The organism is Pseudomonas sp. AP3_22 TE3818 (assembly GCF_053628995.1).
The window spans coordinates 6,323,969-6,346,670 of record NZ_JBRJHL010000001.1 but is presented as its reverse complement, the minus strand read 5'-3'; the positions used below and the strand labels follow the sequence as shown (position 1 = coordinate 6,346,670).

Genomic DNA, 22,702 nt, shown 5'->3' with positions numbered 1-22,702 from the left:
TATACGCCATTGACGCATAGCAGGGACTGCATGATCTTCATCGAGACGCCGATTTTTACCGCTGACCTTCCAGGTCATCTGGGCGATCACGAATATGGAGAATTTCAACAGTATCTCGCCGAACATCCCGAGGCTGGCGCTTTGATCGAGGGCACTGGCGGGCTTAGAAAAATTTGCTGGGCCGCGCATGGCAGGGGCAAGAGTGGTGGCGTAAGGGTGATCTACTATCACGTAACCTCTGCTTTTCAGATACGTTTGCTACTGATTTACCGGAAAGGGATTCAAGACACCCTTTCGGATAGAGAAAAAGCAGTTCTTTGTGCCATCAATAAAGGATGGAAATAATGGAAAAAAATCTCTTCGATCGTCTTATTGAAAGCATGACGCAGATGGATGAGATCGACCGAGGTGAGCGAGAGCCATCGCGCGAATTCCATGTCGATGCTGCACAGGTCAAAAAAATTCGCCTCGCCACGGGACTTTCCCAAGCCGCGTTTGCCAAGCGAATTGATGTTCCCGTGGGAACGTTACGCAATTGGGAGCAAGGACGGCGTGATCCTGAGGGGCCTGCCCGTGCGTTGTTGCGAGCGATTCATAACGACCCGGAACATGTACTTGCAGCGTTGGGTCACTGATCAGTCAATCTCAGTTTAATGATTGCGGCGTTTCCAGCCTCCGTCACAAAAAACGCAGCCTCCCAAGGCTGCGTTTTTTGTTGGGCGCGGGTCGCCTTGACCCGGATGAGTCTTGCAGTCATGCATTTTCGGTATGCCATACTCATTACACCACGTAACGAATGAAGTTCCCGCTCCCACCTTTATCCCCTCCTGCCAACCCCATACATTCATCTCCAACGCCTCTCCCATCATCCCGACGGGAAGGTCACTGGAGTTGTCCTCATGCCTTTCGTAACCGTACGCATCACTCGCGATGGCGTTACCACTGAGCAGAAAGCTCAGGTGATCGCCGAAATCACTGAAACCCTGGAACGCGTCCTCAACAAGCGCCCTGACCTGACCCACATCGTGATCGAGGAAGTCGACACCGATAACTGGGGTTACGCCGGAATCACCACCACCCAGTACCGCAAGCAACTGGCTGAGGCGGAGGGCAAGTCATGACGTCCTCCGTCACCATCGATTTCATCTCCGATGTGGTGTGCCCCTGGTGCGCGCTGGGGGCGACGGCGCTGGAGCAGGCGATCGCGAACGTGGCCGGGGACGTTTCGGTCGAGCTGACCTACAAGCCGTTCGAACTGAACCCGACCATGCCGGCCGAAGGTGAGCCAGCGGTCGAGCACTTGATGCGCAAATACGGGCGCACTGCTGAAGACGTCGCTGCCGGCAAGGCCATGCAGATCGCTCGCGGCGAGGCCATCGGCTTCAAATTCGATCTGGAGAAGCGCACGCATTTCTACAACACCTTCGATGCACACCGCTTGTTGCTGTGGGCGTTGCAGGAAGGGCGGCAAGTCGAGCTGAAGAAGGTGCTGCTGCGGGGCTATTTCAGCGAAGGTCAGAACCCGAGTGATCACCAGGCGCTGGTGAGTCTGGCGACTGAAGCGGGGCTGGACGGGGCAACTGCACAAGAGGTGCTGGCGTCCGGTGCGTTCGCCGCTGAGGTGCGGGAGCTTGAAGCGTACTACCAGCAGCGCGGCATCAATTCGGTGCCGGCCATGGTGCTGAACGGTCGCCACCTGGTGTCCGGCTCGCAATCGGTTGAGTACTACGAACAGATGTTGAGAGAAGTGGCCAAGGCACCGGCCGACGCCTGATTACAGATTTTCTACCCCACTTTTAATTGTCAGAGGTCTCCATCATGAGCATTTCGAAAAAAGTCATCGTCATCACCGGCGCATCCCAAGGTCTCGGCGACGGTATGGTCAAAGCCTTTCGTGAACTCGGTTATCGGATCGTCGCCACTTCGCGCTCGATCAAGCCATCCACCGATCCGGACATTCTCACTGTGGCCGGTGACATCGGCGAACCGGAAACCGCCCGGCACGTCATCCGTGAAGCGATGTCCCGTTTCGGTCGCATCGATACCCTGGTCAACAACGCCGGGATCTTCATCGCCAAGCCGTTCACCGCGTACACCGCAGAAGACTACGCCAATGTGTTGTCGGTGAACGTCAATGGCTTCTTCTACATCACCCAACTCGCCATCGCCGAAATGGAAAAACAAGGCAGCGGCCACGTCGTCAACATCACCACCAGCCTGGTGGACCATGCCATCGACGGCGTGCCATCGGTATTGGCTTCGCTGACCAAGGGCGGCCTCAACGCGGCAACCAAATCCCTGGCCATCGAATACGCCAAGCGCGGAATTCGGGTGAACGCGGTCAGCCCAGGCATCATCAAGACCCCGATGCATGGCGCAGAAACTCATGAAGCACTGGGCAATCTGCACCCGGTCGGGCACATGGGCGAGATAGACGATATTGCGCAGGCGGTTGTATATCTGGACGGCGCCAAGTTTGTTACTGGCGAAATCCTGCACGTGGATGGTGGGCAGAGTGCAGGTCACTGAGACCTGATTTCCTGGACGACAGAAACAACAAAGCCCTCGTATTTCTACGAGGGCTTTGTTTTGTAGGGTGCCGGCATCAGGAATCGAACCCTGGAACTACTGATTACAAGTGGCTTGTCCCGGCGTTTTTCCATGATTCACAACACGATGAATCAATTCGCCATTCTCCAGGAGGAGCGCTTCACCGGACCGTACATCTAGATTATGATCGCGCTGCCGCCTGACCGTAATCCTCTATAACTACGGGCCATTCCCCCCGATCGCTACCCGATTCTACCTCGTTTGGCAGCAAATGCCGCGTTGGGCCTCCCGCACTGGCACCAATTATCCCAAGCGTATTGCGAATACTGGAAAAGATGATCTTTATAAAAAATAATAAGCTTTTCTCCTGTTTATACTTGCTGGCAGTCGTCATAACCATCGGCGTGGTGTACTCACTGGGCTTCCGGGAAGCGGCAAGCCAGATTGCGATGGCGCCCGAGCGCCTGAGAAACTTCACGTTCCCCATCTGGGAGCAACACGCTTTTTCGCAGCACGGTTTCCTCGTCTTCTATTCGATGGAGGACTACGCAAAAAAGATCGCGTATTCCAACCACTCCACGGCTTATCTGTTCTACATGTACGCACTCTATAAAGTGGAAATGTATGTGTCGGCATTACCGATGAGAGTGACAGGGGCTTTCCTGAACATTATTTCGCTGGCAGGCGTTACGTTCTTTTTTCTGTCCCGTCTGGTGGAAAAGCGCCTGGCATTCGGTCAGGGGCTGCTGATTCTGTTATCGGTCGTATTCATGGTGTCGATGCCGGGATTCTGGATTACTTCGGCCAGATTCAACGTCGACAATACGTTCCCATTGATATTTGCGTTTCAGGCGCTGGCTGCGTTCTTGATCTGGAAAAATCCGGAACGGTCCGCAGCGGTCATGACAGTGATCGTATTGTTTGCCGTGTTTTCTCCGATCTCGGCAGCGTTGCTGGGCCTCGCCTTGATGGTTTGGGCATGCCGCAGCGACGGTCTCGACAGACGGATGTGTCGCCTGGCATTGGTGGCCATCGTTGCGGCCGTTGCCTTCTATCTGCCGTCCCCACTGATATCGAAGGCACTGGGTTTCACCTCGTCCAACAGCGGCTGGCTGTTTCGCGCTGGCCTGGATGGCGACACCACTTATTTCACCAACATCCTGAAGTCGGTACTTGTTCCGCAGTTCCCGCGGCCATTTGGGACCATTGCCGTGCCGATCCTGTTCCTGGTAGCCCAGTTGGCCTGTTTGCGCATGATCAAACGGCGTGAACCTGCCGGCGTTGCGGCACCGGCGGGGACCTCCCCGTTGGCCGGCATCGGCATGTTCTACTTCCTGCTTTTTTCGCAATACGTGATGACCAGCCTGCTGTGGCCGCAGGCCGTTGCCATTCATCCGTACCTGTATGACTACCTGCTGATGGCCCCGGTTTTCGTCGCGATTGTTCTGAATTTTGCGTTCAAACCTTCACCGGTTGCATTGCGTTTCTGGGCGCTGGCGCTGTTGTTCTGCATTTCCTTCCATCTCCAGCAGGTCGCGCAGGCAAAATGCCAGGGGTGTTACTTCCCGGGCGCCTGGGACGCGAGCGTCAAGCAGCCATGAAGACCATCGCCATTCTTCAGTCGAACTACATACCCTGGAAGGGCTATTTCGACATGATCGCTGCGGTCGATGAGTTCATCCTCTACGACGACATGCAGTTCACCAAGAACGACTGGCGCAATCGCAACCAGATCAAGACGCCGCAAGGCGTCCAGTGGCTCAGCGTGCCTGTCGGGCAAGGCATCAGCCGCCGCATTCGCGATGTCGAGCTGGCCCCTGCCTGGCAGGTCAAGCACTGGAAAACGCTGCAGAGCAACTATCGGCGCGCGCCTTTCTTCGATGAGGTCGCCCAGTGGCTCGAGCCGCTCTATCTGGCGGAGACCCACACGGGCCTGTCGTCGATGAACCGCAAGTTCATGGAAGCGATTTGCCGATACATCGGTATTGAAACCCGCATTACCAATTGCTGGGACTATATCTCTGCCGGCGACAAAACCCGGACTGCCCGCCTGGTGGACCTTTGTCAGCAGGCCGGTGCGACGCAATACCTGTCGGGGCCGGCGGCAAAGGACTACATCGAGGCGCCGCTGTTCGACGACGCCGGCATTGCGCTGCAATGGTTCGATTACGCCGGCTTCCCCGAGTATCCGCAACTCTGGGGGGAATTCACCCATGGCGTCACCGTCCTGGATCTGCTGTTCAATTGCGGCAAGGACGCGCGCCGTTACATGAGGCATGTCAAAGCATGAAGCTGTCCATCGTCGCCACGCTTTACCGCTCGGCCAAGTTCATCGAGGAGTTCCATCTTCGTGCAAGCCAGGCGGCACAACAACTGGTCGGAGACGATTACGAGATCGTACTGGTCAACGACGGCTCGCCCGATTCAAGCCTGGAACTGGCCGTCCAGTTGAGCGAAGCCGATCACCACGTGGTGGTCGTCGATCTCTCGCGCAACTTCGGCCACCACAAGGCCATGATGACGGGCCTGCGACATGCCCGCGGTGAACGTGTCTTCCTGCTCGATAGCGACCTGGAGGAAGATCCGGCATGGCTGCTCTCGTTCAGCGAGCAGATGGAGCGCGAAAAGGCCGATGTGGTCTACGGTGTCCAGCAGCAGCGAAAAGGCAAGCACTTCGAGCGCTGGACCGGGCAGGTGTTCTACAAGCTCTTCCGTTTCCTCAGCGGGCTGGATATGCCCGACAATATCGTCGTCGCCAGGCTGATGTCGCGCCGCTATGTGGACGCGCTGATTCAGCACGACGAACGGGAGTTGTTCATGGCGGGCCTGTGGGTCATCACCGGCTTCGATCAGCGTGCACAGACCATCGACAAGCGCAGTCGTGACGAGACGACCTACACGCTGGGCAAGAAAGTGGCGCAACTGGTCAATTCGATTACTGCCTTCAGCAGTGCACCGCTGGTGGGAATCTTCGTGGTGGGCTGCGCGATCTTCCTGCTGTCGGCCGCCTACACGAGCTTTCTCGTCGTCAACTGGCTGCTCCTGGCGAACCCACCCAGTGGCTATACGTCGCTGATGGCTTCGATCTGGCTGCTCGGCGGCCTGATCATCGCATTCGTCGGCGTGGTCGGGATATATCTCGCCAAGATCTATTCCGAAGTCAAACAGAGACCCTACACTATCGTCCGGAACGTCTACCGTCAGGCTGAGACGCGGAGCATCGAATGAAAAAACTCATTATTTTTGGTCTCACCGACGCCGCCGAGCTCGCACTCTATTATTTTTCCAACGACTCCGACTATCAGGTCGAGGCGTTTGCCGTCGATCCCGCCTACATGCCGGCCGACAAGAGCTTCATGGGATTTCCGGTGGTGGCATTCGATGAAGTCACCCAGATCTACCCGCCAGACCGGTATGTCTTTTTCGTCGCGCTCGGCTATTCCAAGCTCAACCAGATCCGCAAGGAAAAATATCTGGCAGTCAAGGCGCTGGGCTACGAAATGGTCAGCTACATCAGTTCGCGAGCCTCGGTGCTGACAGAGGACATCGGCGAGAACTGCTTCATCCTGGAAGACAATACCGTTCAGCCCTTCGTGAGCATCGGCAACAACGTAACCCTGTGGAGCGGTAATCACGTCGGACATCATTCGCGAATCGAGGACCACTGTTTCCTGGCCTCGCACATCGTCGTATCCGGCCGTGTGACGATCGGGGAAAGCTGTTTTCTCGGCGTCAACGCGACCCTTCGCGATCACGTCAACATCGGCGAGAAATGCATCATCGGCGCCGGCGCCCTGATTCTTGGAGATGCCGCTGCCGAAGGCGTGTACGTTGGACAAGCCACCGAACGGTCGCGTGTGCCGAGTACCCGTGTCAGGAACATCTGAAGACCCTCATCATTGGCGTGAAGACATCCCATGTGGAAAAAACTAGGCAAGATATTCTGCGCAGAAGGGCAGAGCGATTGGTTGCATTCTCACGCGATGATTCCCATTGCTGAGCAAGTGGACGGCGACCTGTATCGCATCTATTTCTCATCGCGTGACAAGCATAATCGCGGACACGGCGGCTTCCTCGAGATCGACATGCAGGACCCGACCAAGGTCTTGCGCGTCCATCCGGATCCGGTCCTCGAACCGGGCGACCTCGGATGTTTCGACGACAGTGGCGCCTTGCCCAATTCGATCGTCAACGTCGGTGGCCGCAAGCTGCTGTACTACACCGGGATCAACCTGGGCGTAACGGTGAAGATCCGCAACTCCATCGGCCTGGCCGAATGGAACGAGGCCACCCAGCGCTTCGAGAAGCTGTTCCGCGGCCCCGTCATCGACCGCACCCGCGATCTTCCTCACTTCGTCGCCACCCCCGAGGTGCAGTTCGAGGCCGGACGATTCAGGGCCTGGTTCACCTCCTGTGTGCGATGGGAGCAAGGTCCTTCGGAAGCGAAGCACTTCTATCATCTCGAGTATGCCGAGTCCGCCGACGGGATCGAGTGGGAGCGCGACGGTACGGTTGCCATCGGTTTCCGTGACGAACACGAGTACGCCCTGGGTGTGCCGCGCGTGCTCAAGGATGCGGACATGTACCGGATGTGGTTCTGCTCCCGAGCCACGCAGGACTGCCCCACCTACCGGATCCGCTACGCGACCTCGTCCGATGGCGTGCAATGGACGCGACACGATGAGCAGGTGGGAATCGACGTATCGGAATCGGGTTGGGATTCGGAGATGATCTGTTACCCGTTCGTCTTCGATCATGCCGGTCGACGCTACATGCTTTATAACGGCAACGGCTATGGCAAGACGGGTTTCGGGATTGCCGTCTGGGGAGACGAGTGATTCTCATGCAGCGCTGGCGGCCCATGATCAGGCCCATTCTGCGTTACGCTGTTGTCGGCGTCGCCTGCAATGCCATCGGTTATGCGGCCTACCTGGCATTGACGTGGCTGGGCATCCCCTTCAAGCTGGCCATGAGCTTCCTGTACGTGCTTGGCATCTGCATCAGCTTCCTGGGCAACCGCAACTGGGCGTTCGAACATCGCGGCAACGTCGTGGGGACGGCCTGGCGCTTCGGCCTGGCGCACGCAGCCGGCTATGTGCTCAACCTGGCCTTGCTGACGGTGTTCGTCGACAAGCTGGGATATCCTCATCAGTGGGTCCAGGCCGCTGCCATTTTCGTTGTAGGAGGTTTCTTGTTCGTCCTCTTCAAGCTATTCGTCTTTCGTCATAACCAACCGGATGGGAATCAGGCGTGAGGATCTGTTCTGAATGCGAGACGCCGTACGCCTCGGAGCAATGGACATGCGTCCAGTGTGGACATCAGGTGGCTCGAAAGAACGGTTTTGCCGCGTTTGCGCCAGAGCTCGAGGACAAGCAGGAGGGCTTCAAGGCCGACTTCTACGAGACCTACGCGCATCTTGAAAGCGACCATTTCTGGTTCCGGGCGCGTGGCAGGTTGATTACATGGGCGCTGACGAAATATGCGCCGCGCATGCGTTCATTTCTGGAAATCGGGTGCGGTACCGGCTTCATTCTGAGTCGGGTCGCCGTGGCGTTTCCGAAGGCCAGGTTGCTTGGCAGCGAGATGTTCTCGACCGGGCTGAAGTTTGCCTCCTCTCGCTTGCCTGGTGCCGAGTTCGTGCAGATGGATGCACGCGATATCCCTTACATCGACGAGTTCGAAGCGATTGGCGCGTTCGATGTCATCGAGCACATCGAGGCGGATACCGTGGTGCTCCAGCAGATGTACCGTGCCCTGAAGCCCGGGGGAATCATGCTCTTGACCGTGCCCCAGCATCAGTGGCTGTGGAGCCAGGTGGATGAATATTCCTGCCACGTGCGGCGCTACGATGCCGCCGACCTGCATCGCAAGGTGGAGGAGGCGGGGTTTTCCGTCGTGCGCAGCACATCGTTCGTCTCGTTACTGCTGCCGGCAATGATGATTTCACGCGGTGCCAAGAAGCAACAGCGGGGCGATACGAGCGAGACCGCCGAATTAGCGGTACCCAAGGCGCTCAATGTGCTGTTTGGTTTCGTGATGTGGCTGGAGTGTTTGCTCATCAAGGTGGGAGTGAGTTTTCCGGTCGGTGCTTCCAGGCTGCTTGTCGTCCGGAAATAGAGTGGATGCCCCCCACTTTGCATAACGACGTGATGTCTAGTTCGACCCGACTAAAATCTGCGTGCGAAGGCCCAAATGGTGGAAGACAAAAAGATCCAGTTCAATCGCCCCTACATGACGGGGAAAGAACTCTATTACATCGCTGAAGCCAAGTTCGGCAATATCCTCGCCGGCGATGGCCCGTTCACCAAGCGGTGCCATGAGTGGTTGACCGAACGTACCGGTTCGAGCAAGGCCTTGCTGACCCACTCGTGCACGGCGGCGCTGGAAATGTCCGCGTTGTTGTTGGACATCGAGCCGGGCGACGAGATCATCATGCCCTCGTTCACGTTCGTATCCACGGCCAATGCCTTCGTTTTGCGCGGCGGCGTTCCCGTGTTCGTCGATATCCGTCCGGATACCCTGAACCTGGATGAGACGCTGATCGAGGCGGCCATCACGCCGCGCACCAAGGCAATCGTGCCGGTTCATTATGCGGGCGTGAGTTGCGAGATGGATACGATCATGGAGATCGCCCGGCGTCACAACCTGAAGGTGGTCGAGGATGCGGCGCAGGGGGTCATGGCCGCTTACAAGGGCCGGCCTCTGGGCAGTATCGGGGACTTCGGCGCCTTCAGCTTCCATGAGACCAAGAACGTCATTTCGGGCGAGGGCGGCGCATTGCTCGTCAATGATCCTGCATATGTGTTGCGCGCAGAAATCATCCGCGAAAAAGGCACTGACCGTAGCCGTTTCTTCCGCGGCGAAGTCGACAAATACACTTGGCAGGAAGTCGGGTCGTCATTCCTTCCAGGGGACGTGACTGCCGCGTTTCTCTGGGCGCAGTTGGAAGAGGCCGAACACATCACGCAGTCGCGGCTTGCCATCTGGCAGCGGTATCACGAATTGCTGGCGCCGCTGGAAACCAGCGGGGCACTGCGCCGCCCTATCGTGCCTGCTGACTGTCAGCACAACGCGCACATGTACTACGTGCTGCTGCCCGCAAACGTGCCGCGACAACCGGTGCTCGATGGCCTCAAGCGAGAGGGAATCAATTCGGTCTTCCATTACGTGCCCCTGCACTCCTCGCCGGCTGGCCAGCGTTACGGCCGTGTCCATGGCGCCATGGACAACACGGTGAGCCTCTCGGAACGCTTGCTGCGACTGCCGCTGTGGGTAGGTATGTCGGACGAGCAGCAGGAACGTGTGGTGGACGTCTTGCGGGACGAACTGTGTCGCTGATTCGACTAGCACTCTTGCCGGAACTCGGCACGATCCCGAGCTCGAGCCCGAGTTTTATCGCAGCAGCTTTCGGCTCGGCGCGTTCTCTGTAGCCCAGGAAGGCCAGGTACTCCGCCAGTGTGCGTGGTCTGAAGCGAGTTTCGGCTTCGTTGCGCTGCGTGGGGAGTCCTTTCGGCGTACAACCCGCGCGGGAGCCCACCCGGCTGTGCAGCGAGGTGCCAGTCAAAAAGGCTGCCGCCAGTTCCCATCAACTGAGAAGTTGTGACCCATTCGGGTATGAAACCCCAGAAACGAAAAAGGCCCACCATTAAGGTGAGCCTAAGTCGTTGTTCTATATGGTGCGGCACCAGGAGTCGAATTAATAGGTAAAAAGCTGATTTTAATCAGATATTTTACATTAGAAGAACGGCGCTACCTCTAAAAGTATCCTGCCAATAGATCGAGAGTTTTTTCCAGCGGATGCAATACAGTTTCACCGCATGGATAGCCGGCCGGGTCGTCTTTTTCAACGCAGCCGACGTAAAACGGTAAAATTTGCATTTTTTTTTTGAGACTAGAATCGAATGGGAAAATAAAAGGGCTGCTCGATATGGCGAGCAGCCCTATTAATCAATGTGGAGGGATCACGTTAGAATTTTCGGGCACAGAGATCCAGTCTGAGACTGTTTCTCCAGAGCCAGCAGATAGCCCCCCAGGAGATAGTTTTCGGAGTACGCCAGCAATATACAAATCTTGAGATGAAGATATTTCTAAAGTGTTATTGTCGGTCAATTTGGCTGACACTCCGAGAGTCCCAGTTGCAGCCTTCGCATCAATCGCCGCTTTTGCTGCGATAGCATTCTCTCCCTGGTAGCTTAATACCGCCTTGAGTCCCTTAACTTTCCATGCACGGCCTACAATAAATCGGTTATTTTTCTCGACTCCACTCATGATTGATCCATCTTCTGGGAGCTTTTTAAATTCTGAATTGAACCGATCCCAGTAGGCGTCTTCCTGTACGATACTTTGCACGCTGACCTTAGCGCTTTCTGCATTTTTAAAGGCACCTTGAATTTCGCCCGAGACTGGATACACAACCGGCTTGGCCGTAACTCCAACATCAAACGCTAAGCCAGACTGTACACTGCCTGAGCATGCTATCTCCACATTAGAGAATACGATGTCCTTACGTGTAGTGATGTCAGAGAGTTGTGATGTTGGGTAGTAATCTTTGGTGTCCAAATCATACGACCAAATTGTGCCGACGCCATTCCCATTTGCCGCGCCAAAATAAAGCGGTTTCGAGTTTTGTAAATCGCTAGCACCACATGACTTCAGTACGTATTCCCAGGTTTTCCCACCCTCAGGCACCTGTTTATGACAAGACGCCCCCATTAAGCATAGAGGCATAACGAGTGTTACTAGTGGCAGTCTGATATTCATAGATGAAGTCTCCTATTGTGGTGCAAATAATTTTGACACTTGAACTGGTGCTGCATATGGGTCGCCATCAACTCTATTCCGGCTTTTAAGAAGCCGCAGACTTATAGTTTTCTGCCAATTTAAATTTTTAGCTCTTAATGCTGTGTCTGATGCTGCCGCCAACCAAGCTAATCTAGGTGTTGAAAAACTTGTCCCCCCACCTACTCCTGGGCAAGGCTGGGACAGACCACTTTCTAGGTCTCCGGGGAACGAACCAATATTGGTCAAAACATCCTCGGTCCATAAATCTTTATACAGTGCTGACTTGCAGGTTAGGCCTCCTCCCTTGGAGTCACTATTCATGACCGCAAATACACGCCATCCAACGGTAGCCTCGCTAGCAAAAAGTCGGCGGGCCACCACAAAATCCCGACCGTCGTTGCCCGCTGCTGCAAAAACCATATAGCTGTCAGATGATGGGAGTGCGGGTGTTGCTACAAACTTCGTGAAGTTCCAAGAAAGACTAAGCCAAAAACGAGCGTCTACCTTACTTTCTCCATATTCGGGATCAATACGCGTGTAGGTATCCAAAATACGAATCAGCCCGCTTATGAGTGGTTCATAAATGCGTACGACATCGTCGCCGGCCTCCCATGGATTCTTAAGTGCTGGTATCTGGTTTAACGCTTTATCCGCAAACTCCTTTGCGGAGAGAATTTGATATGGCGATGGTGATTTGACAAATAAATCCCCGCCAAGCGCTAGAATAATTTGGTCTAGCTCGATTATTTCTCGGAAAAGGTCTCGAGCTACGTTCTGTCCAGGTTTCAAAGGAAGAAATACAAGTTTTATGCGCTCATTTTTGTCTAAGTCAGTAAATTCACGGAGAGATCTATTTATCATGCAAGCGTGTGAGTGGCTGGGTGGAGTAAACTTGGGTGATGTTTCATTTTTCTCTGTTATAGATATAGCTTTATCTGGCAGCCTAATCCCCCTGCTTACCTTGTCGAATATCTCACGCATAATTTGCAATGAGCGCTTTTCGTACTCTAAGGTTGGCCAGCCTGTATCTAAGACCAAGACATACCTCTCTGTGTTATCGGCTGGCGCCATCAAGGCCTTTGAAATTGTGTTGCGGTCCTCCTGTGATAAAACTGTTGCTGATGATTCCGTGCAGGCGCCTGAGTCATCGGACAGTTGTATGCCTGACTCAATCCCGAAAGGCAGACGAGCTCCATTTTTTTCAGCTTCTTCTATTATTGCTGTCGCCTCGTTGGCGGGGTATAGCTCAACTCTTGTGTAAACTAGAGAGTCTGTAATTGGATGTGCAATGTTCACTATTTTTGAGTAGGGCGATTTAAGTGATCCTGATGTTTGTATCTCTACAGTTCTAGAACTATTGCCAACTATGATTGCTGGCTCATGTGAATGGTCACCGATCTTGCTTGTGAGAGTTGGTAAGTCAGGAACTATAATTTTTCCCGCGCGGAGGTGGGTTGGGCTTTCCGCGCCATTTAAATCTAAAACTCGGTTTTCAATGAGTTGATAGGCTTCTTTAGAGTCTGAAGAGCCAAATCCATATATGTTTTTTATTAGCTCTGAGGGCGAACTTCCAGAGGGGAGTTCCACTCTTGCCAACGGGGCGGCATTCAATGTTCTCTCTAGACGATTTATGTCTCCATAAGACCGTGATTGCTCAATTTGTACAATTGCCATCAAATTATCAAGCGATTCTGCATTCACGCTGGAGCAGTAAAGAGAATATAGAGTAAGAAGCAGATAGCTCACTACTGATATTGAACGCGTTCGCTGTGTGTTTTTTGCTCTGTTAAACTCAAAGAAAAACGACGCTGTTGTCATGTTCCCTCCGACAGACCAATTATTCCAAAAATAGATTTTTAAAATTCGCCCTTTGGTGTTCAGCTAAACCCACTATCAATGAAGGTGGGAGATTAATGGTGTCTCGGCCTGAGGGAGTATTTACAGAGTAGACGACTTTCTTGAATGCAACATCCAATTGAGAGTTGTCTCTAAAAGTAGGAGCTTTTGCTTATCAGGCTGCTTTACGGCTTGGCCAAGGTGTAGGCGATGCTGCGGAGGTGCGTTGCCAACGCAGAGTGTTCGCCTTGCTCGAAAGCGGTTGATAGGTCTGCTTTTGGCCGATTCTGTTGAAAAAGTCGGCCATGGTTTCCGAAGCAGAAAAGAATGCGCCTGAGATTGAAATCTTCACTTTCGGCAGAGGTTAGCCGGACTCAGATTTCACGTAGCAGCGTGCTGAAAAGGCGCTTTCACCGGTCAATCTTCTGGCCGTTTCAGAAAACCGACTTTTTCAACAGAATCGGCCGTTTTCTGACCTTCGTTTAGCTGTTGAACTGCCAGGGTTTTCCTAAGCGATGAGTGAGTAATTGCACGGTCAGCAAATAGTAATAGTGCGTCGATTCAGTGTGCTGGTTTAGGTGGTGATTCAAAAACCACGCAAGGTGTTTTCTCTGCCAAGTCCATGGATTGTCGCGTTGCCAGCGCTCAGCGATTGCTATTTGGATAGCCTTCGCCTGACGCAGGTGGCGTTGGCGCGTGGTATGCGACCCGCTCAGGACGCTCGCCAGAAACAGATTCATATCGAATGCCGTGCTCATGCTTGACCACCAATGTATGCGGCCACCACGACGATACGGCCGTGCCCCAGCTCATAACTGATTTGTACTCGGGCATCCTGATCTAGGCGTCGGTCGAGTTGATAGCAATGGCCACCGTTGATGGGGGGCGGGATGGTGAGTGATTTGCTCATAGCGTTCGCAAGCATAGGCTGCCCGCAATTCGTGGAAGCCTTTGAGGTCCTGCTTATGGAGGATGTCCCGTGCGGGGCCGACGATTCCCTGCAAGAAATCGAGGTAGCGTTCGTTCGGTGCAAGCAGGTTACGGCTACCATCGGGCGAGACCTGTTCGGCAAACCTTAGTGCGTCACGAATATGATCATCTACCGTAATCCAACGAGGTGCTGACGCGCCTGAACGGCCACCTTTGGTGCCGTCCTGGATGTTGATCTTGCCGAATTGCTTGGCTTCACGTTTTAGGCGGGGAAGGTCGGCCAAAATGGCCTCGTGCAAGCGCATGCCAGTGGCTCGCGCCAACTGCACGATGGCCGCGGCGCGCGGCTGCTGGTGTTCGCAAAGCACGTCGACGATCCGCTTCACGTGTTCGCGATCTTGGCCTTGCGGCACCGAGCAACGAACACCGGTGCGCCGCATTCCCAGCACCATACTCGGACCCGGTACTTTCACATACTGATCGCTGCGAAGCGCGGCCAGAGTCCGGTTCACACTCGACAACCGGTTTTGCGCGGTGGCGATGGCGAGCTCACCTTGTTCAACTTGCTGGCGCAGATATCCGGCGTAGTCCAGCAACGTCTGCCGATCAATTTGTCGCGCATCGTTAAACCCCGGTCCATCTCCAGACCGGCACCAGCGCACAAACGCCTGCCAGCGATCACTGTGCGCCTTGACCGTGCCGTAATGTCCACCGCCAAACAGGTCTTTCAATGCCTGCGGTCCTGCATAGCTCAGTTGCCGACCATAGCCAAAATTGCGCCCATCTCGCCGACCCACTAATCCCATGATCGAACTCCTCTTCAAGCCAAACCTTTGAAACCTTTCCCCACGTCATCCCGCCAAGAATGTTGAGTGTTATCAGGGATCAAGGCCCCTGCGACCTGTGAGGGTTGTCCACTAACGCGGGACTGGCGGCTCTTTACGACCGGGAGCTTGGGTATCTCATGATCTGGCTTCCTGAACACTTGCGAAGAAGTGGACGGGCGGAGGCTGCACTGGCTGACGAGACCAGCGCCGCGAGATCCTGAGCCGCCCGCCGCGCACTCATTCAATGAGGTGACCAAACAGAGCGTTTTTCATTGGTGTCGTTAGACAGGGGTTCAATTCGGTTATGGGGCAGGTGGACAACCGAAACGATTTTATCTCCGGCTAGGTAAATTACCGGCCATTAGCACAATCCTGCTCCCATTCTTCGAGCATGTCGTTCATCACAGGGGCTTCTTCACCTTGGCTCCTACGGAACTCTGCGACCTTGACCTCGACGCATTTATCGGAGTCTGTGCTGTTAGCAACTGGTACTGGTTGAGCTAGTCTCGGAGGTCGGTTCCCGTTGATAGCCGCTGACGACAGTTGGGCTAAAAAGGATGTAACGGTAGGGGTCTTACTGAACTCGACATACATCTGATCGCCATTATCTGTAGGCTGCGCTGTATATTCGATGTCCTGAGCATATTCACGCTCTCCGATTTTAATACCAGCTTTAGCTCCATATGCATCGAAATCTCCATTCGGAGAATACGTCCAAACCCCCATGAGCAGCAAGTTCATTGAGCTATCGAGGTTGTTGTGGTCCATTCCTTTTGTGGCGCGTGAGAGGGCGTCTTTCGAGACATCGAAAGCTAGTTTCCCGGCACAATAACTTTTGTTGATCGCAGCATCGACCTTGGTGGTACGCGTGCTTGTCAATTTGGGTTTGAACTCAGACAGAATGGCTTGAATTTCCGTTTCGTCTACCTTCGGACCGCCTACCATAGGTCTAGCGTTGTCGAGGAGTACTTGTCGAATCTGGCTCTTAACATCATCGCCGATAATGTTCGCTACCGTTTCATTGTCGCAGTTAGGCGGTTTGGGACCGCACCCCGCTACGAATGCAAGTGTTGCTGCAATTGCACCGAATTTAAGTGGGTATCGCATAGATGCTCCTTGGCATGATTGATAAAGCTCCCCCTGTTATGTCGGTTCATGTGCATTTTTCTGAAGTGCATTTTTTCCGTAGGCCGCAATAGTCAGTTGAAATCGATTCTTATCTACAAGCAAGCGCCGTCGGAGTGAAGCGTCTAGGGATTAAAGGCATATTTGAAAATCGCTGGTCGATTGTAGTTTTCGCGGAGGATTGCAATCGGCTTGGCGCGGACGATTTAAGCCTGTCACGACAGGCAGAAAACCCTCGATGGCGAAAACAGCCATTAGACGAGGAGTTGAAATCGGCCCATCCGGTTAGATGAACGCGTCTTCGGGCCTGTCCGCAGGTAGACAGGTGTTAGATTTAAAAATTCGCAAAACAGCCTGCTGGCCACGAATGGTTGGGCTTACAAGGTGGCTCCGCAATTTGTTAAAGCCGAGGTTTGAAACCTTGAAAAAACCCATTGCAGAGCAAGACAGGAGCAAGATACCTGACAAGACCGAAAACGCCGCAGGCAGCATCGTATCGGGCCTGGAGGCCAGAACCTAAATTAATCCTATAAGAGGATTTAAAGCGACGAAGCGAGCGAACCCGAGGCAGGCTCGGGCCTCAACGGGGGGCATTTTATCGGCAAACCTAGCCTCTGTTAGGCGCCACCAAAACAACATTGTGACTGACAGCAATCGGCCGATTCCGTTGAAATAGTCGGTCTGCCCAAATGCCTGATCATTGACTGGTGAAAACGCCTTTTTTGCACGCTACTACGGAAAATCCGAGTCCGAAAGCCTCTGCCAAATATAGAGATTTCAATCTCGGCCCCGTACTTTCTGCTGCGCGAACCATGGCCGACTTTTTCAACAAAATCGGCCAAAAGCAGACCATGGACAAGCTGTCAGCGACTTCATAATCTCCGTATAGCCCACGTCGCTAAGGAATCAGTCAGGAACAGTAGATTGGAATTTACGTTGCTTGATTGAGGGCTGGCTGTTCACCATGCAGTACATTACCCCTGCGAGCACCAAGCCCACGGCCCAACTAATGTCCGCCCCTAGCCAGTTCGCTACAAAGCCGGTGTAGAACGAAAGCTTCATGAACGGGATCGTGCCGATGATCGAGACGGCATACACCGCTAGCGTTCGTCGATTGAAGCGCCCGTACCGACCTTTGGGGTCGTATAGCTCGCCCACCTCATAGTGACCGCGACACACCCAGTAGTAGTCAGCCAGGTTGATCGCACTCCAGGGGATCAGCAGATAGAGCTGTCCAATCAAAATGTCTGCAAAGAAGGTGTCAAAACGATACTGGGTGGCGATGGCGACCAGGGTTGCGGCTACGGTCAGCACTGCCATCACCAACGCTTTTGCAGAAGCTGTGACGTATCGCAGCCCACCAAAGGCTCCGAAGATCGTCACCGAAGACATGTAGGCGCTGTACAGGCAGAGCACGTTGTACTGGATCACCCCGAGCGCAATCACGCCCAACGCCAATGGTGCCCAGCGGCCGAACAGCATGGCAATTTCGGTTGCAGGGTCATGCCCAAGCGCTGCAGGGATCGCAACGGCCACTAGAGCGCCCAAAGCCATCATGGCGAAAGAGCCTAGCGCGCAGCCGCAGTAAGTTGTCCAGAACGTGGCGCGTGTACTGACATGGGCCGGAAGGTAACGCGAGTAATCCGCCACGTAAGGGCCGTAACCTAATGTCCAGGACGCCGCCTGCGCGACGACCAGGTTAAAGGCCGTCAGCGAAAAGCCCTCGCCTTTTGCCGTTGTCGATATCGCGTCGCTGGGGTGCAGCAGGATCAAAGCCAGCGCGCTGGCAAATACCAGAGTTGACATCAGGCTCATCCACGCCCCTAGACGGTGGATCAACTCATAGCCTACGAAACCAATAATGAAGGTCAGAATGCCCACCCCCACGATGGCCTGGTCATCGCTGATGGGCACCAGTGCCTTCAAGGCATCGCGCATCAGGACGCCACTGGCGGCCAGGAATAGCACCGCCGCCGTGACCATCACCAGTAAGGGAATCGCAGCGCCATAGACACCGAATTGTGCGCGGCTCTGAATCATCTGTGGGACGCCCAAATGAGGGCCCTGGGCGGAGTGTGCGGCCATGAAGATGGTGCCGACGAGATTGCCGATCAGTAGGCCGAGCAATGTCCAGGCGAAGCTTAATCCTGAGGCGATACCCAACGTGCCGACCATCAGAGCAGTCACTTGGAAGTTGGAGCTGAACCAGATAGTGAACAACCGTCTGGGTGTGCCATAGCGCTCAGCGTGAGGGACAAACTCGATACTTCGCTTTTCAAGCTTCACGACCACCTCCTGATTCATTCCCCCGATTATCAGTTGGTGATTGAGGGCTCGTCGGCCTAACCACGAACACCTCGTAACTACTAACGACCCACGCGAGCAACGGTACGTCTACCCCTGGACTACCCCCTGCTTTCGTAGACGGATTTAATGGCAGCTTCTGGCTGTAGATGATGCACAACAAAGTCAGCCTCGAAAGCCATCCGCCCTCACAAAACATGTCGGACCATTCAAAAATAAATGGGTCCTCCCGAAGGGGTGGGCCTAGGGGGTAATTCAGGCCCCGCGTCTTCGGTATATATGACCTTTTTTCGGTGGTTGGTTGTTGTTTCGTCGATCACCGCAAGCCCCGCACCCTATGGGTTTGCGGTCCTGTTAATCGCAACGACTCAGACCAGCCAGGTCGATGGGTGAACGGCCTAGGTTGCTGTATCGCCGATTGGCTGCCCTCAATGGCGAAAACAGCCATTGACGGGATTGTCAGACTGACCGGTTACGGTTTGGATCGTTAGATACGGGGTCAATTTGGTCACGGCTCAAGTAGACGGGTGTTAGATCCGGAGATTCTGGTAACCCTCTGGAACCCTTGTAAAACAAGGGCTGCAAGAGCTTTCAGAAAACAACCATAGGTGAGGATTTAAAAGCGCCTATCTTTGAATGCCAGTCAGTCATATGCGCTGCCGAAGCTTAAGTCTTCCATGCATGCGGCGCGAAATAGTTTGCCGAACTTCGACAACCTGATCACGAAGCTTTCGATTTGCATTCCACGACGTGACACGCCAGCCGAGATATAGATTTGGTCTTCGTTTGTGTACTCAACAATGCCCAGCGTGACGAGATGCTCAAGGTACGTCAGGAAGAGGTCGGGAGACGCTAGCTTCTCTGGCTTGGCAACATATGGTTCGACACGTGTTTCGATAGGTTGATCATAAACCGCATTCGCGTATAGCGTTCGGCGCTCATCCTCAAGAGGGGAGTAATGGCCCCCACTTTGTTCACCGCAGCGTATGTAGATTTTTCCTTCATTACCGGAAAGCTGTTCAAGAAGCAGCGCTTCATCAGGTGCCATTTGGGCAATCACATTGATGAAGCCTGGGTGTGCGTAAGAAACACGCTCTCGATCCATGCTGCAGCTCAGCAAATTGATGTATAGCTCTGACAGAACGCCGTCTTCATGGAACTTGAGTTGCTCGAATATCGGTAGGGCCAAGGATCGTACGGGCGGGATCAAATTCTCTTCTGATACTTTGCGTAGAGACTTTGCAAGGTGCGCCCTGAGATTGTCCTGCAGGGTAGCGGTGTACTGAATGGGGGCAAGTCCCAGCCGGAGGGTCTTCATGACATCAGTCAGAATGCCTCCGAGTTCTTTGGCAGCATCGCTGCAAACGTCATCGTAAACTTTGCCTGCCAAGGGTAGGAGCTTGGCAATCAGTTCTTCATCCATGGTGCATTCCCAACGATTTCGGGGCTCAACGATTAGACGTTAATCTGACAGATCTCCGCACTTCGTGGGTACTGATTTCTCAGCGGCATCGCTGTACCTGTGTAACACACCTTGCTGGCCGCCTTTTTCAGGGCGAGGAAGACCATGCCACGCAAATGCGCCACTGCATCGTAGAAACGTCCGACTGCATGAGCAGCGCGGATCGATATCATCATCGCATTCGCCACGAGGTCTATGGCGTAAGGAAAACAACATGGAAGATTTACGGTTTGCCGATGATCGGCCAATTGCCAAGCACGAACAAGATATCCTCGGCCGATCGGGGTTTGCCAAGAACCTGGCTGAAGCAATGGCCAGCTGGAAAGATCAGGAAAGTCTGGTAATTGCGCTGACGGGCGCCTGGGGCAGTGGCAAGAGTTCGATCAAGAACCTGGTCATTGAAGACTTCAAGAACATCCCCGAACATGAAGTCATCGAGTTCAATCCATGGGAGTGGGCTGGCCAAGAGAAACTCAGCGCGACTTTTTTCGACGAGGTCTCCCTAGCCATTCAACGAAAAGACAAGACCAAAGCGGGCAAGCGGCTGGCCAAAGCCCTGCGCCGGTATGGACGACGTATTAACACCGGCGCGGCGGTGATCGATGGCATGACCAAATACCTGCCGCTACTACTCGGATCCGCGCTGGCCGCGAACTATCTCAGTAGTTGGGTCGACAATCCCATGATGCAGACGGTACTGCATTTCGTCAGCGGCATCACGGCGGTAGCGGCGGTCCCGGCATTGCTCAAAAAAGTTGCCAAATTTCTGCAGGATCTGGCCGACAGCGCGGACAAGACGGCAAAGGATGAGGAGCTCACCCTGAGCGAGATTCGCAGTGAAATATCCTCGCTGTTGGCCAAGCGAAATCATCCGTTACTGATCGTTATGGATGACATTGATCGTCTGGCATCGGATCAAATGAAGGCCTTGTTCCAACTGGTCAAGGGCAATATGCAATTCCCCAACGTGGTGTTCCTATTGCTGTTTCAACGTGATGTCGTTGAGGAGGGGCTCGAGCGCGCCGGCTTCAACGGGGCAGAGTATCTGGAGAAAATCATCCAGGTGCCGTTCAGCGTTCCCGTTCTTCCAGCCTCAAGCTTGGAAACGGTGCTGTTTCAACGCCTGGACGCGATCTTGGCCGCCGAGTCGCAATTGGCTGCAAACTTCGACTCAAACTACTGGGCTGGCGTCTATCGCCGAGGCATGAAACCGTTTTTCCAGAACCTGCGGGATGTTTACCGCTACACGTCCACGCTCTCCTTCCACTGCCGATTGCTGCGTGGGGGGGACGTGGCGGAGATCAACGCCGTAGATTTGTTTAGCTTGGAGTGCTTGCGGGTCTTTGCTCCGTCCAGCTACGAAGCAATAGCGCAGAATAAAGAGTTGCTGACTGGCAGCCGAATGGCCATGTCCCAAACGCAAAGCGAAAAGGAGCGAATTGCAGGACTGATTCAGCGAATAGTGGAGCGTGCACCGCAGGAGTATCGATCGGGTGTAGAGGAGACGGTCAAATTTCTGTTCCCAACTCTGGACTGGGTATTCAAAAACACCACGTACTGTGGCTCTACTCGGATGCGATGGGTGCGCGACTCTCGGGTGTGCTGTAGCGACTTTTTTGACCGTTACTTTGAGTTAGGGCTCCCGGCCGAGGAGGTCTCCAACTCATTGTTGCATTTTCTGCTTCAGCGGCTGACCGATACGCAGCAATTTTGCGACGCGTTGCGTGGTTGCGACGAAACACGACAGAAGGCGATTTTGGAGCGTCTGGAGTCCCGGATTGAGGAGTTTCCGCTTGACCAGTCTGAAGGTGTTGTCGAGACCCTGCTGAAGGCTGGCGAAACCGTGAGCGGAGGTGAGTCATCCATGACGTCCCTGTCCGCGCATACTCAGACGTTCCGCTTGTTGTTGTTCTTTCTTCGGCGCCACGATGAACCAACCGTGCGTAGCGATCTATTGTTACGAGCCTTCGAAAAAGTCCAAGGTTTCGCCGTGCTCGAACGTCTTTTGATGACAGAGTCCGCCGCCCGCAGAAAATCAGATCTCACCGATCTGGATGAGTTGGGCTTCGAGGCACTTAAACATGCATTTGTTAAGGCGCTATTGGCGGATGGGGACCAGGATCCTGACGCATTTCTCGCGCATTGGAACTTCGTTTCCTACGTGTATCGGTTGAACCAGTTTTCGGATGGCGCGGGGAAAAAGTGGACCAACCAGCATGTCTCGACAAAGGAGCGGTTTCTTCTGCTCGCTCGCTCGGTCGTAAACAAGGGGACCAGCTATGGCGGTGATGTTACGTCCAACTTCTACTTTGTGCGTATCGCAACGCTTGATGATTTGTTTGGGATCGAACCATGTAAAGCATGGCTTGCCCAAATCGATCGCGCAACACTAACCGGAAATGAAAAACAAGCCATTGAGCTTATCGACGACGCAATGGGAAGACACGAGCGGGGAGAAAAATCGGATTATGACTGAGGTGACCATGAGCTTATTGCCGACCAATATAATCGGCCGCTTTTGCCATTTTTTTGGTCTAGAATGCATTTCTCTCTCAAGGCATCAGCACACATTGCGGGATGGATACCTATCCAGAAAAACGCCGGGGACCCTGGCAGTTTTGGTAGGGGACGGGTGCGAAGACTCGCGCAAATTCGTTAGCGGCACCCCGCCAAAGTTAGTTAACTGGTTAACTCGGCTGGTTAACTAAGCTGAAAGCCTTACGGGCCGTGGCTTGTAGCCCGGTTAACTAACCATTTGAGCTGGTTAACTCGGCCATCCTTAAATTCGCCTGAGAGGCAAGCGGGCTGTGGCTTTCAGGGCAGTTAACTAAGGAGTTAACCGACTAAATTACTCGGTTAACTGGTTAACCGCTCGAACTGGCCGGTT

The 22,702-nt window shown here is 54.1% G+C and carries 20 protein-coding genes and 1 pseudogene; 14 read left to right on the top strand and 7 right to left on the bottom strand.

Going from position 1 to position 22,702, the window contains the following annotated elements; genetic code table 11:
- Positions 1 to 30: 30 nt before the first annotated feature.
- From AB7M25_RS28835 to rffA, 13 genes are all read left to right on the top strand, one after another.
- On the top strand, positions 31 to 345 hold the full coding sequence (locus AB7M25_RS28835) for a hypothetical protein (protein ID WP_429388026.1): 315 nt from the start codon (positions 31 to 33) through the stop codon (positions 343 to 345).
- Positions 345 to 635, top strand: coding sequence for a helix-turn-helix domain-containing protein (locus AB7M25_RS28830; protein ID WP_429388023.1), 291 nt, complete (start codon positions 345 to 347; stop codon positions 633 to 635). The genes AB7M25_RS28835 and AB7M25_RS28830 overlap by 1 nt, the downstream gene beginning before the upstream one ends.
- Positions 636 to 899: 264 nt before the next feature.
- The gene (locus AB7M25_RS28825) at positions 900 to 1,121 is read left to right on the top strand and encodes a tautomerase family protein (protein ID WP_007972813.1); all 222 of its coding nucleotides are present in this window, start codon (positions 900 to 902) and stop codon (positions 1,119 to 1,121) included.
- Entirely contained in the window at positions 1,118 to 1,774 is a 657-nt protein-coding gene (locus AB7M25_RS28820; RefSeq protein ID WP_454238294.1) for a DsbA family oxidoreductase, read from the top strand. The genes AB7M25_RS28825 and AB7M25_RS28820 overlap by 4 nt, the downstream gene beginning before the upstream one ends.
- Positions 1,775 to 1,818: 44 nt before the next feature.
- Entirely contained in the window at positions 1,819 to 2,529 is a 711-nt protein-coding gene (locus AB7M25_RS28815) for an SDR family NAD(P)-dependent oxidoreductase (RefSeq protein WP_429388017.1), read from the top strand.
- Between the two features lie 356 nt (positions 2,530 to 2,885).
- Positions 2,886 to 4,151, top strand: a complete 1,266-nt coding sequence (locus AB7M25_RS28810) for a hypothetical protein (protein WP_429388015.1) — start codon at positions 2,886 to 2,888, stop codon at positions 4,149 to 4,151.
- Entirely contained in the window at positions 4,148 to 4,840 is a 693-nt protein-coding gene (locus tag AB7M25_RS28805) for a WbqC family protein (protein ID WP_429388012.1), read from the top strand. The genes AB7M25_RS28810 and AB7M25_RS28805 overlap by 4 nt, the downstream gene beginning before the upstream one ends.
- On the top strand, positions 4,837 to 5,778 hold the full coding sequence (locus tag AB7M25_RS28800) for a glycosyltransferase family 2 protein (protein ID WP_217836904.1): 942 nt from the start codon (positions 4,837 to 4,839) through the stop codon (positions 5,776 to 5,778). Before AB7M25_RS28805 ends, AB7M25_RS28800 begins: the two co-directional genes overlap by 4 nt.
- Complete coding sequence (locus tag AB7M25_RS28795) at positions 5,775 to 6,437, top strand: acetyltransferase (protein ID WP_454238293.1); 663 nt, start codon at positions 5,775 to 5,777, stop codon at positions 6,435 to 6,437. Before AB7M25_RS28800 ends, AB7M25_RS28795 begins: the two co-directional genes overlap by 4 nt.
- A 30-nt stretch (positions 6,438 to 6,467) precedes the next feature.
- Positions 6,468 to 7,388: a hypothetical protein gene (locus AB7M25_RS28790; protein ID WP_454238292.1), complete on the top strand. Its 921-nt coding sequence runs from the start codon at positions 6,468 to 6,470 to the stop codon at positions 7,386 to 7,388.
- 23 nt (positions 7,389 to 7,411) lie between these two features.
- The gene (locus AB7M25_RS28785) at positions 7,412 to 7,804 is read left to right on the top strand and encodes a GtrA family protein (RefSeq protein WP_240629032.1); all 393 of its coding nucleotides are present in this window, start codon (positions 7,412 to 7,414) and stop codon (positions 7,802 to 7,804) included.
- A 68-nt stretch (positions 7,805 to 7,872) separates the two neighbouring features.
- On the top strand, positions 7,873 to 8,667 hold the full coding sequence (locus AB7M25_RS28780; RefSeq protein ID WP_429388002.1) for a class I SAM-dependent methyltransferase: 795 nt from the start codon (positions 7,873 to 7,875) through the stop codon (positions 8,665 to 8,667).
- Between the two features lie 75 nt (positions 8,668 to 8,742).
- Positions 8,743 to 9,888 (top strand): dTDP-4-amino-4,6-dideoxygalactose transaminase, encoded by a 1,146-nt coding sequence (gene rffA, locus AB7M25_RS28775; protein WP_429388000.1) that lies wholly within the window; start codon positions 8,743 to 8,745, stop codon positions 9,886 to 9,888.
- Between the two features lie 609 nt (positions 9,889 to 10,497).
- On the opposite strand, the gene AB7M25_RS28770 is transcribed toward rffA, so the two are convergent.
- The 7 genes and pseudogenes from AB7M25_RS28770 to AB7M25_RS28740 form a co-directional block, all read right to left on the bottom strand.
- Positions 10,498 to 11,310: a hypothetical protein gene (locus AB7M25_RS28770; protein WP_454238291.1), complete on the bottom strand. Its 813-nt coding sequence runs from the start codon at positions 11,308 to 11,310 to the stop codon at positions 10,498 to 10,500.
- A gap of 12 nt (positions 11,311 to 11,322) precedes the next feature.
- Complete coding sequence (locus AB7M25_RS28765) at positions 11,323 to 13,149, bottom strand: hypothetical protein (protein WP_454238290.1); 1,827 nt, start codon at positions 13,147 to 13,149, stop codon at positions 11,323 to 11,325.
- A 500-nt stretch (positions 13,150 to 13,649) separates the two neighbouring features.
- Positions 13,650 to 13,925 (bottom strand): hypothetical protein, encoded by a 276-nt coding sequence (locus AB7M25_RS28760; RefSeq protein ID WP_454238289.1) that lies wholly within the window; start codon positions 13,923 to 13,925, stop codon positions 13,650 to 13,652.
- Positions 13,922 to 14,903, bottom strand: a pseudogene (locus tag AB7M25_RS28755) (integrase domain-containing protein). The gene AB7M25_RS28760 and the pseudogene AB7M25_RS28755 overlap by 4 nt, the downstream one beginning before the upstream one ends.
- Before the next feature lie 372 nt (positions 14,904 to 15,275).
- Complete coding sequence (locus tag AB7M25_RS28750; protein ID WP_454238288.1) at positions 15,276 to 16,031, bottom strand: hypothetical protein; 756 nt, start codon at positions 16,029 to 16,031, stop codon at positions 15,276 to 15,278.
- A gap of 924 nt (positions 16,032 to 16,955) precedes the next feature.
- Positions 16,956 to 18,335, bottom strand: coding sequence for a purine-cytosine permease family protein (locus AB7M25_RS28745; protein ID WP_454238287.1), 1,380 nt, complete (start codon positions 18,333 to 18,335; stop codon positions 16,956 to 16,958).
- 661 nt (positions 18,336 to 18,996) lie between these two features.
- Positions 18,997 to 19,776 carry an Abi-alpha family protein gene (locus AB7M25_RS28740; protein ID WP_454238286.1) on the bottom strand — a complete coding sequence of 260 codons (780 nt, stop codon included), beginning with the start codon at positions 19,774 to 19,776 and terminating at the stop codon, positions 18,997 to 18,999.
- Positions 19,777 to 20,029: 253 nt separating this feature from the next.
- Here AB7M25_RS28740 and AB7M25_RS28735 point away from each other — a divergent pair, with 253 nt between their 5' ends.
- The gene (locus tag AB7M25_RS28735; protein ID WP_454238285.1) at positions 20,030 to 22,291 is read left to right on the top strand and encodes a KAP family P-loop NTPase fold protein; all 2,262 of its coding nucleotides are present in this window, start codon (positions 20,030 to 20,032) and stop codon (positions 22,289 to 22,291) included.
- Positions 22,292 to 22,702: the final 411 nt, after the last annotated feature.

Coding starts and splice junctions, on each gene's coding strand:
- AB7M25_RS28835 (WP_429388026.1), top strand. CDS start 31: ATGATCTTCATCGAGACGCCGATTTTTACCGCTGACCTTCCAGGTCAT.
- AB7M25_RS28830 (WP_429388023.1), top strand. CDS start 345: ATGGAAAAAAATCTCTTCGATCGTCTTATTGAAAGCATGACGCAGATG.
- AB7M25_RS28825 (WP_007972813.1), top strand. CDS start 900: ATGCCTTTCGTAACCGTACGCATCACTCGCGATGGCGTTACCACTGAG.
- AB7M25_RS28820 (WP_454238294.1), top strand. CDS start 1,118: ATGACGTCCTCCGTCACCATCGATTTCATCTCCGATGTGGTGTGCCCC.
- AB7M25_RS28815 (WP_429388017.1), top strand. CDS start 1,819: ATGAGCATTTCGAAAAAAGTCATCGTCATCACCGGCGCATCCCAAGGT.
- AB7M25_RS28810 (WP_429388015.1), top strand. CDS start 2,886: ATGATCTTTATAAAAAATAATAAGCTTTTCTCCTGTTTATACTTGCTG.
- AB7M25_RS28805 (WP_429388012.1), top strand. CDS start 4,148: ATGAAGACCATCGCCATTCTTCAGTCGAACTACATACCCTGGAAGGGC.
- AB7M25_RS28800 (WP_217836904.1), top strand. CDS start 4,837: ATGAAGCTGTCCATCGTCGCCACGCTTTACCGCTCGGCCAAGTTCATC.
- AB7M25_RS28795 (WP_454238293.1), top strand. CDS start 5,775: ATGAAAAAACTCATTATTTTTGGTCTCACCGACGCCGCCGAGCTCGCA.
- AB7M25_RS28790 (WP_454238292.1), top strand. CDS start 6,468: ATGTGGAAAAAACTAGGCAAGATATTCTGCGCAGAAGGGCAGAGCGAT.
- AB7M25_RS28785 (WP_240629032.1), top strand. CDS start 7,412: ATGATCAGGCCCATTCTGCGTTACGCTGTTGTCGGCGTCGCCTGCAAT.
- rffA (WP_429388000.1), top strand. CDS start 8,743: ATGGTGGAAGACAAAAAGATCCAGTTCAATCGCCCCTACATGACGGGG.
- AB7M25_RS28770 (WP_454238291.1), bottom strand. CDS start 11,310: ATGAATATCAGACTGCCACTAGTAACACTCGTTATGCCTCTATGCTTA.
- AB7M25_RS28765 (WP_454238290.1), bottom strand. CDS start 13,149: ATGACAACAGCGTCGTTTTTCTTTGAGTTTAACAGAGCAAAAAACACA.
- AB7M25_RS28760 (WP_454238289.1), bottom strand. CDS start 13,925: ATGAGCACGGCATTCGATATGAATCTGTTTCTGGCGAGCGTCCTGAGC.
- AB7M25_RS28750 (WP_454238288.1), bottom strand. CDS start 16,031: ATGCGATACCCACTTAAATTCGGTGCAATTGCAGCAACACTTGCATTC.
- AB7M25_RS28740 (WP_454238286.1), bottom strand. CDS start 19,776: ATGGATGAAGAACTGATTGCCAAGCTCCTACCCTTGGCAGGCAAAGTT.
- AB7M25_RS28735 (WP_454238285.1), top strand. CDS start 20,030: ATGGAAGATTTACGGTTTGCCGATGATCGGCCAATTGCCAAGCACGAA.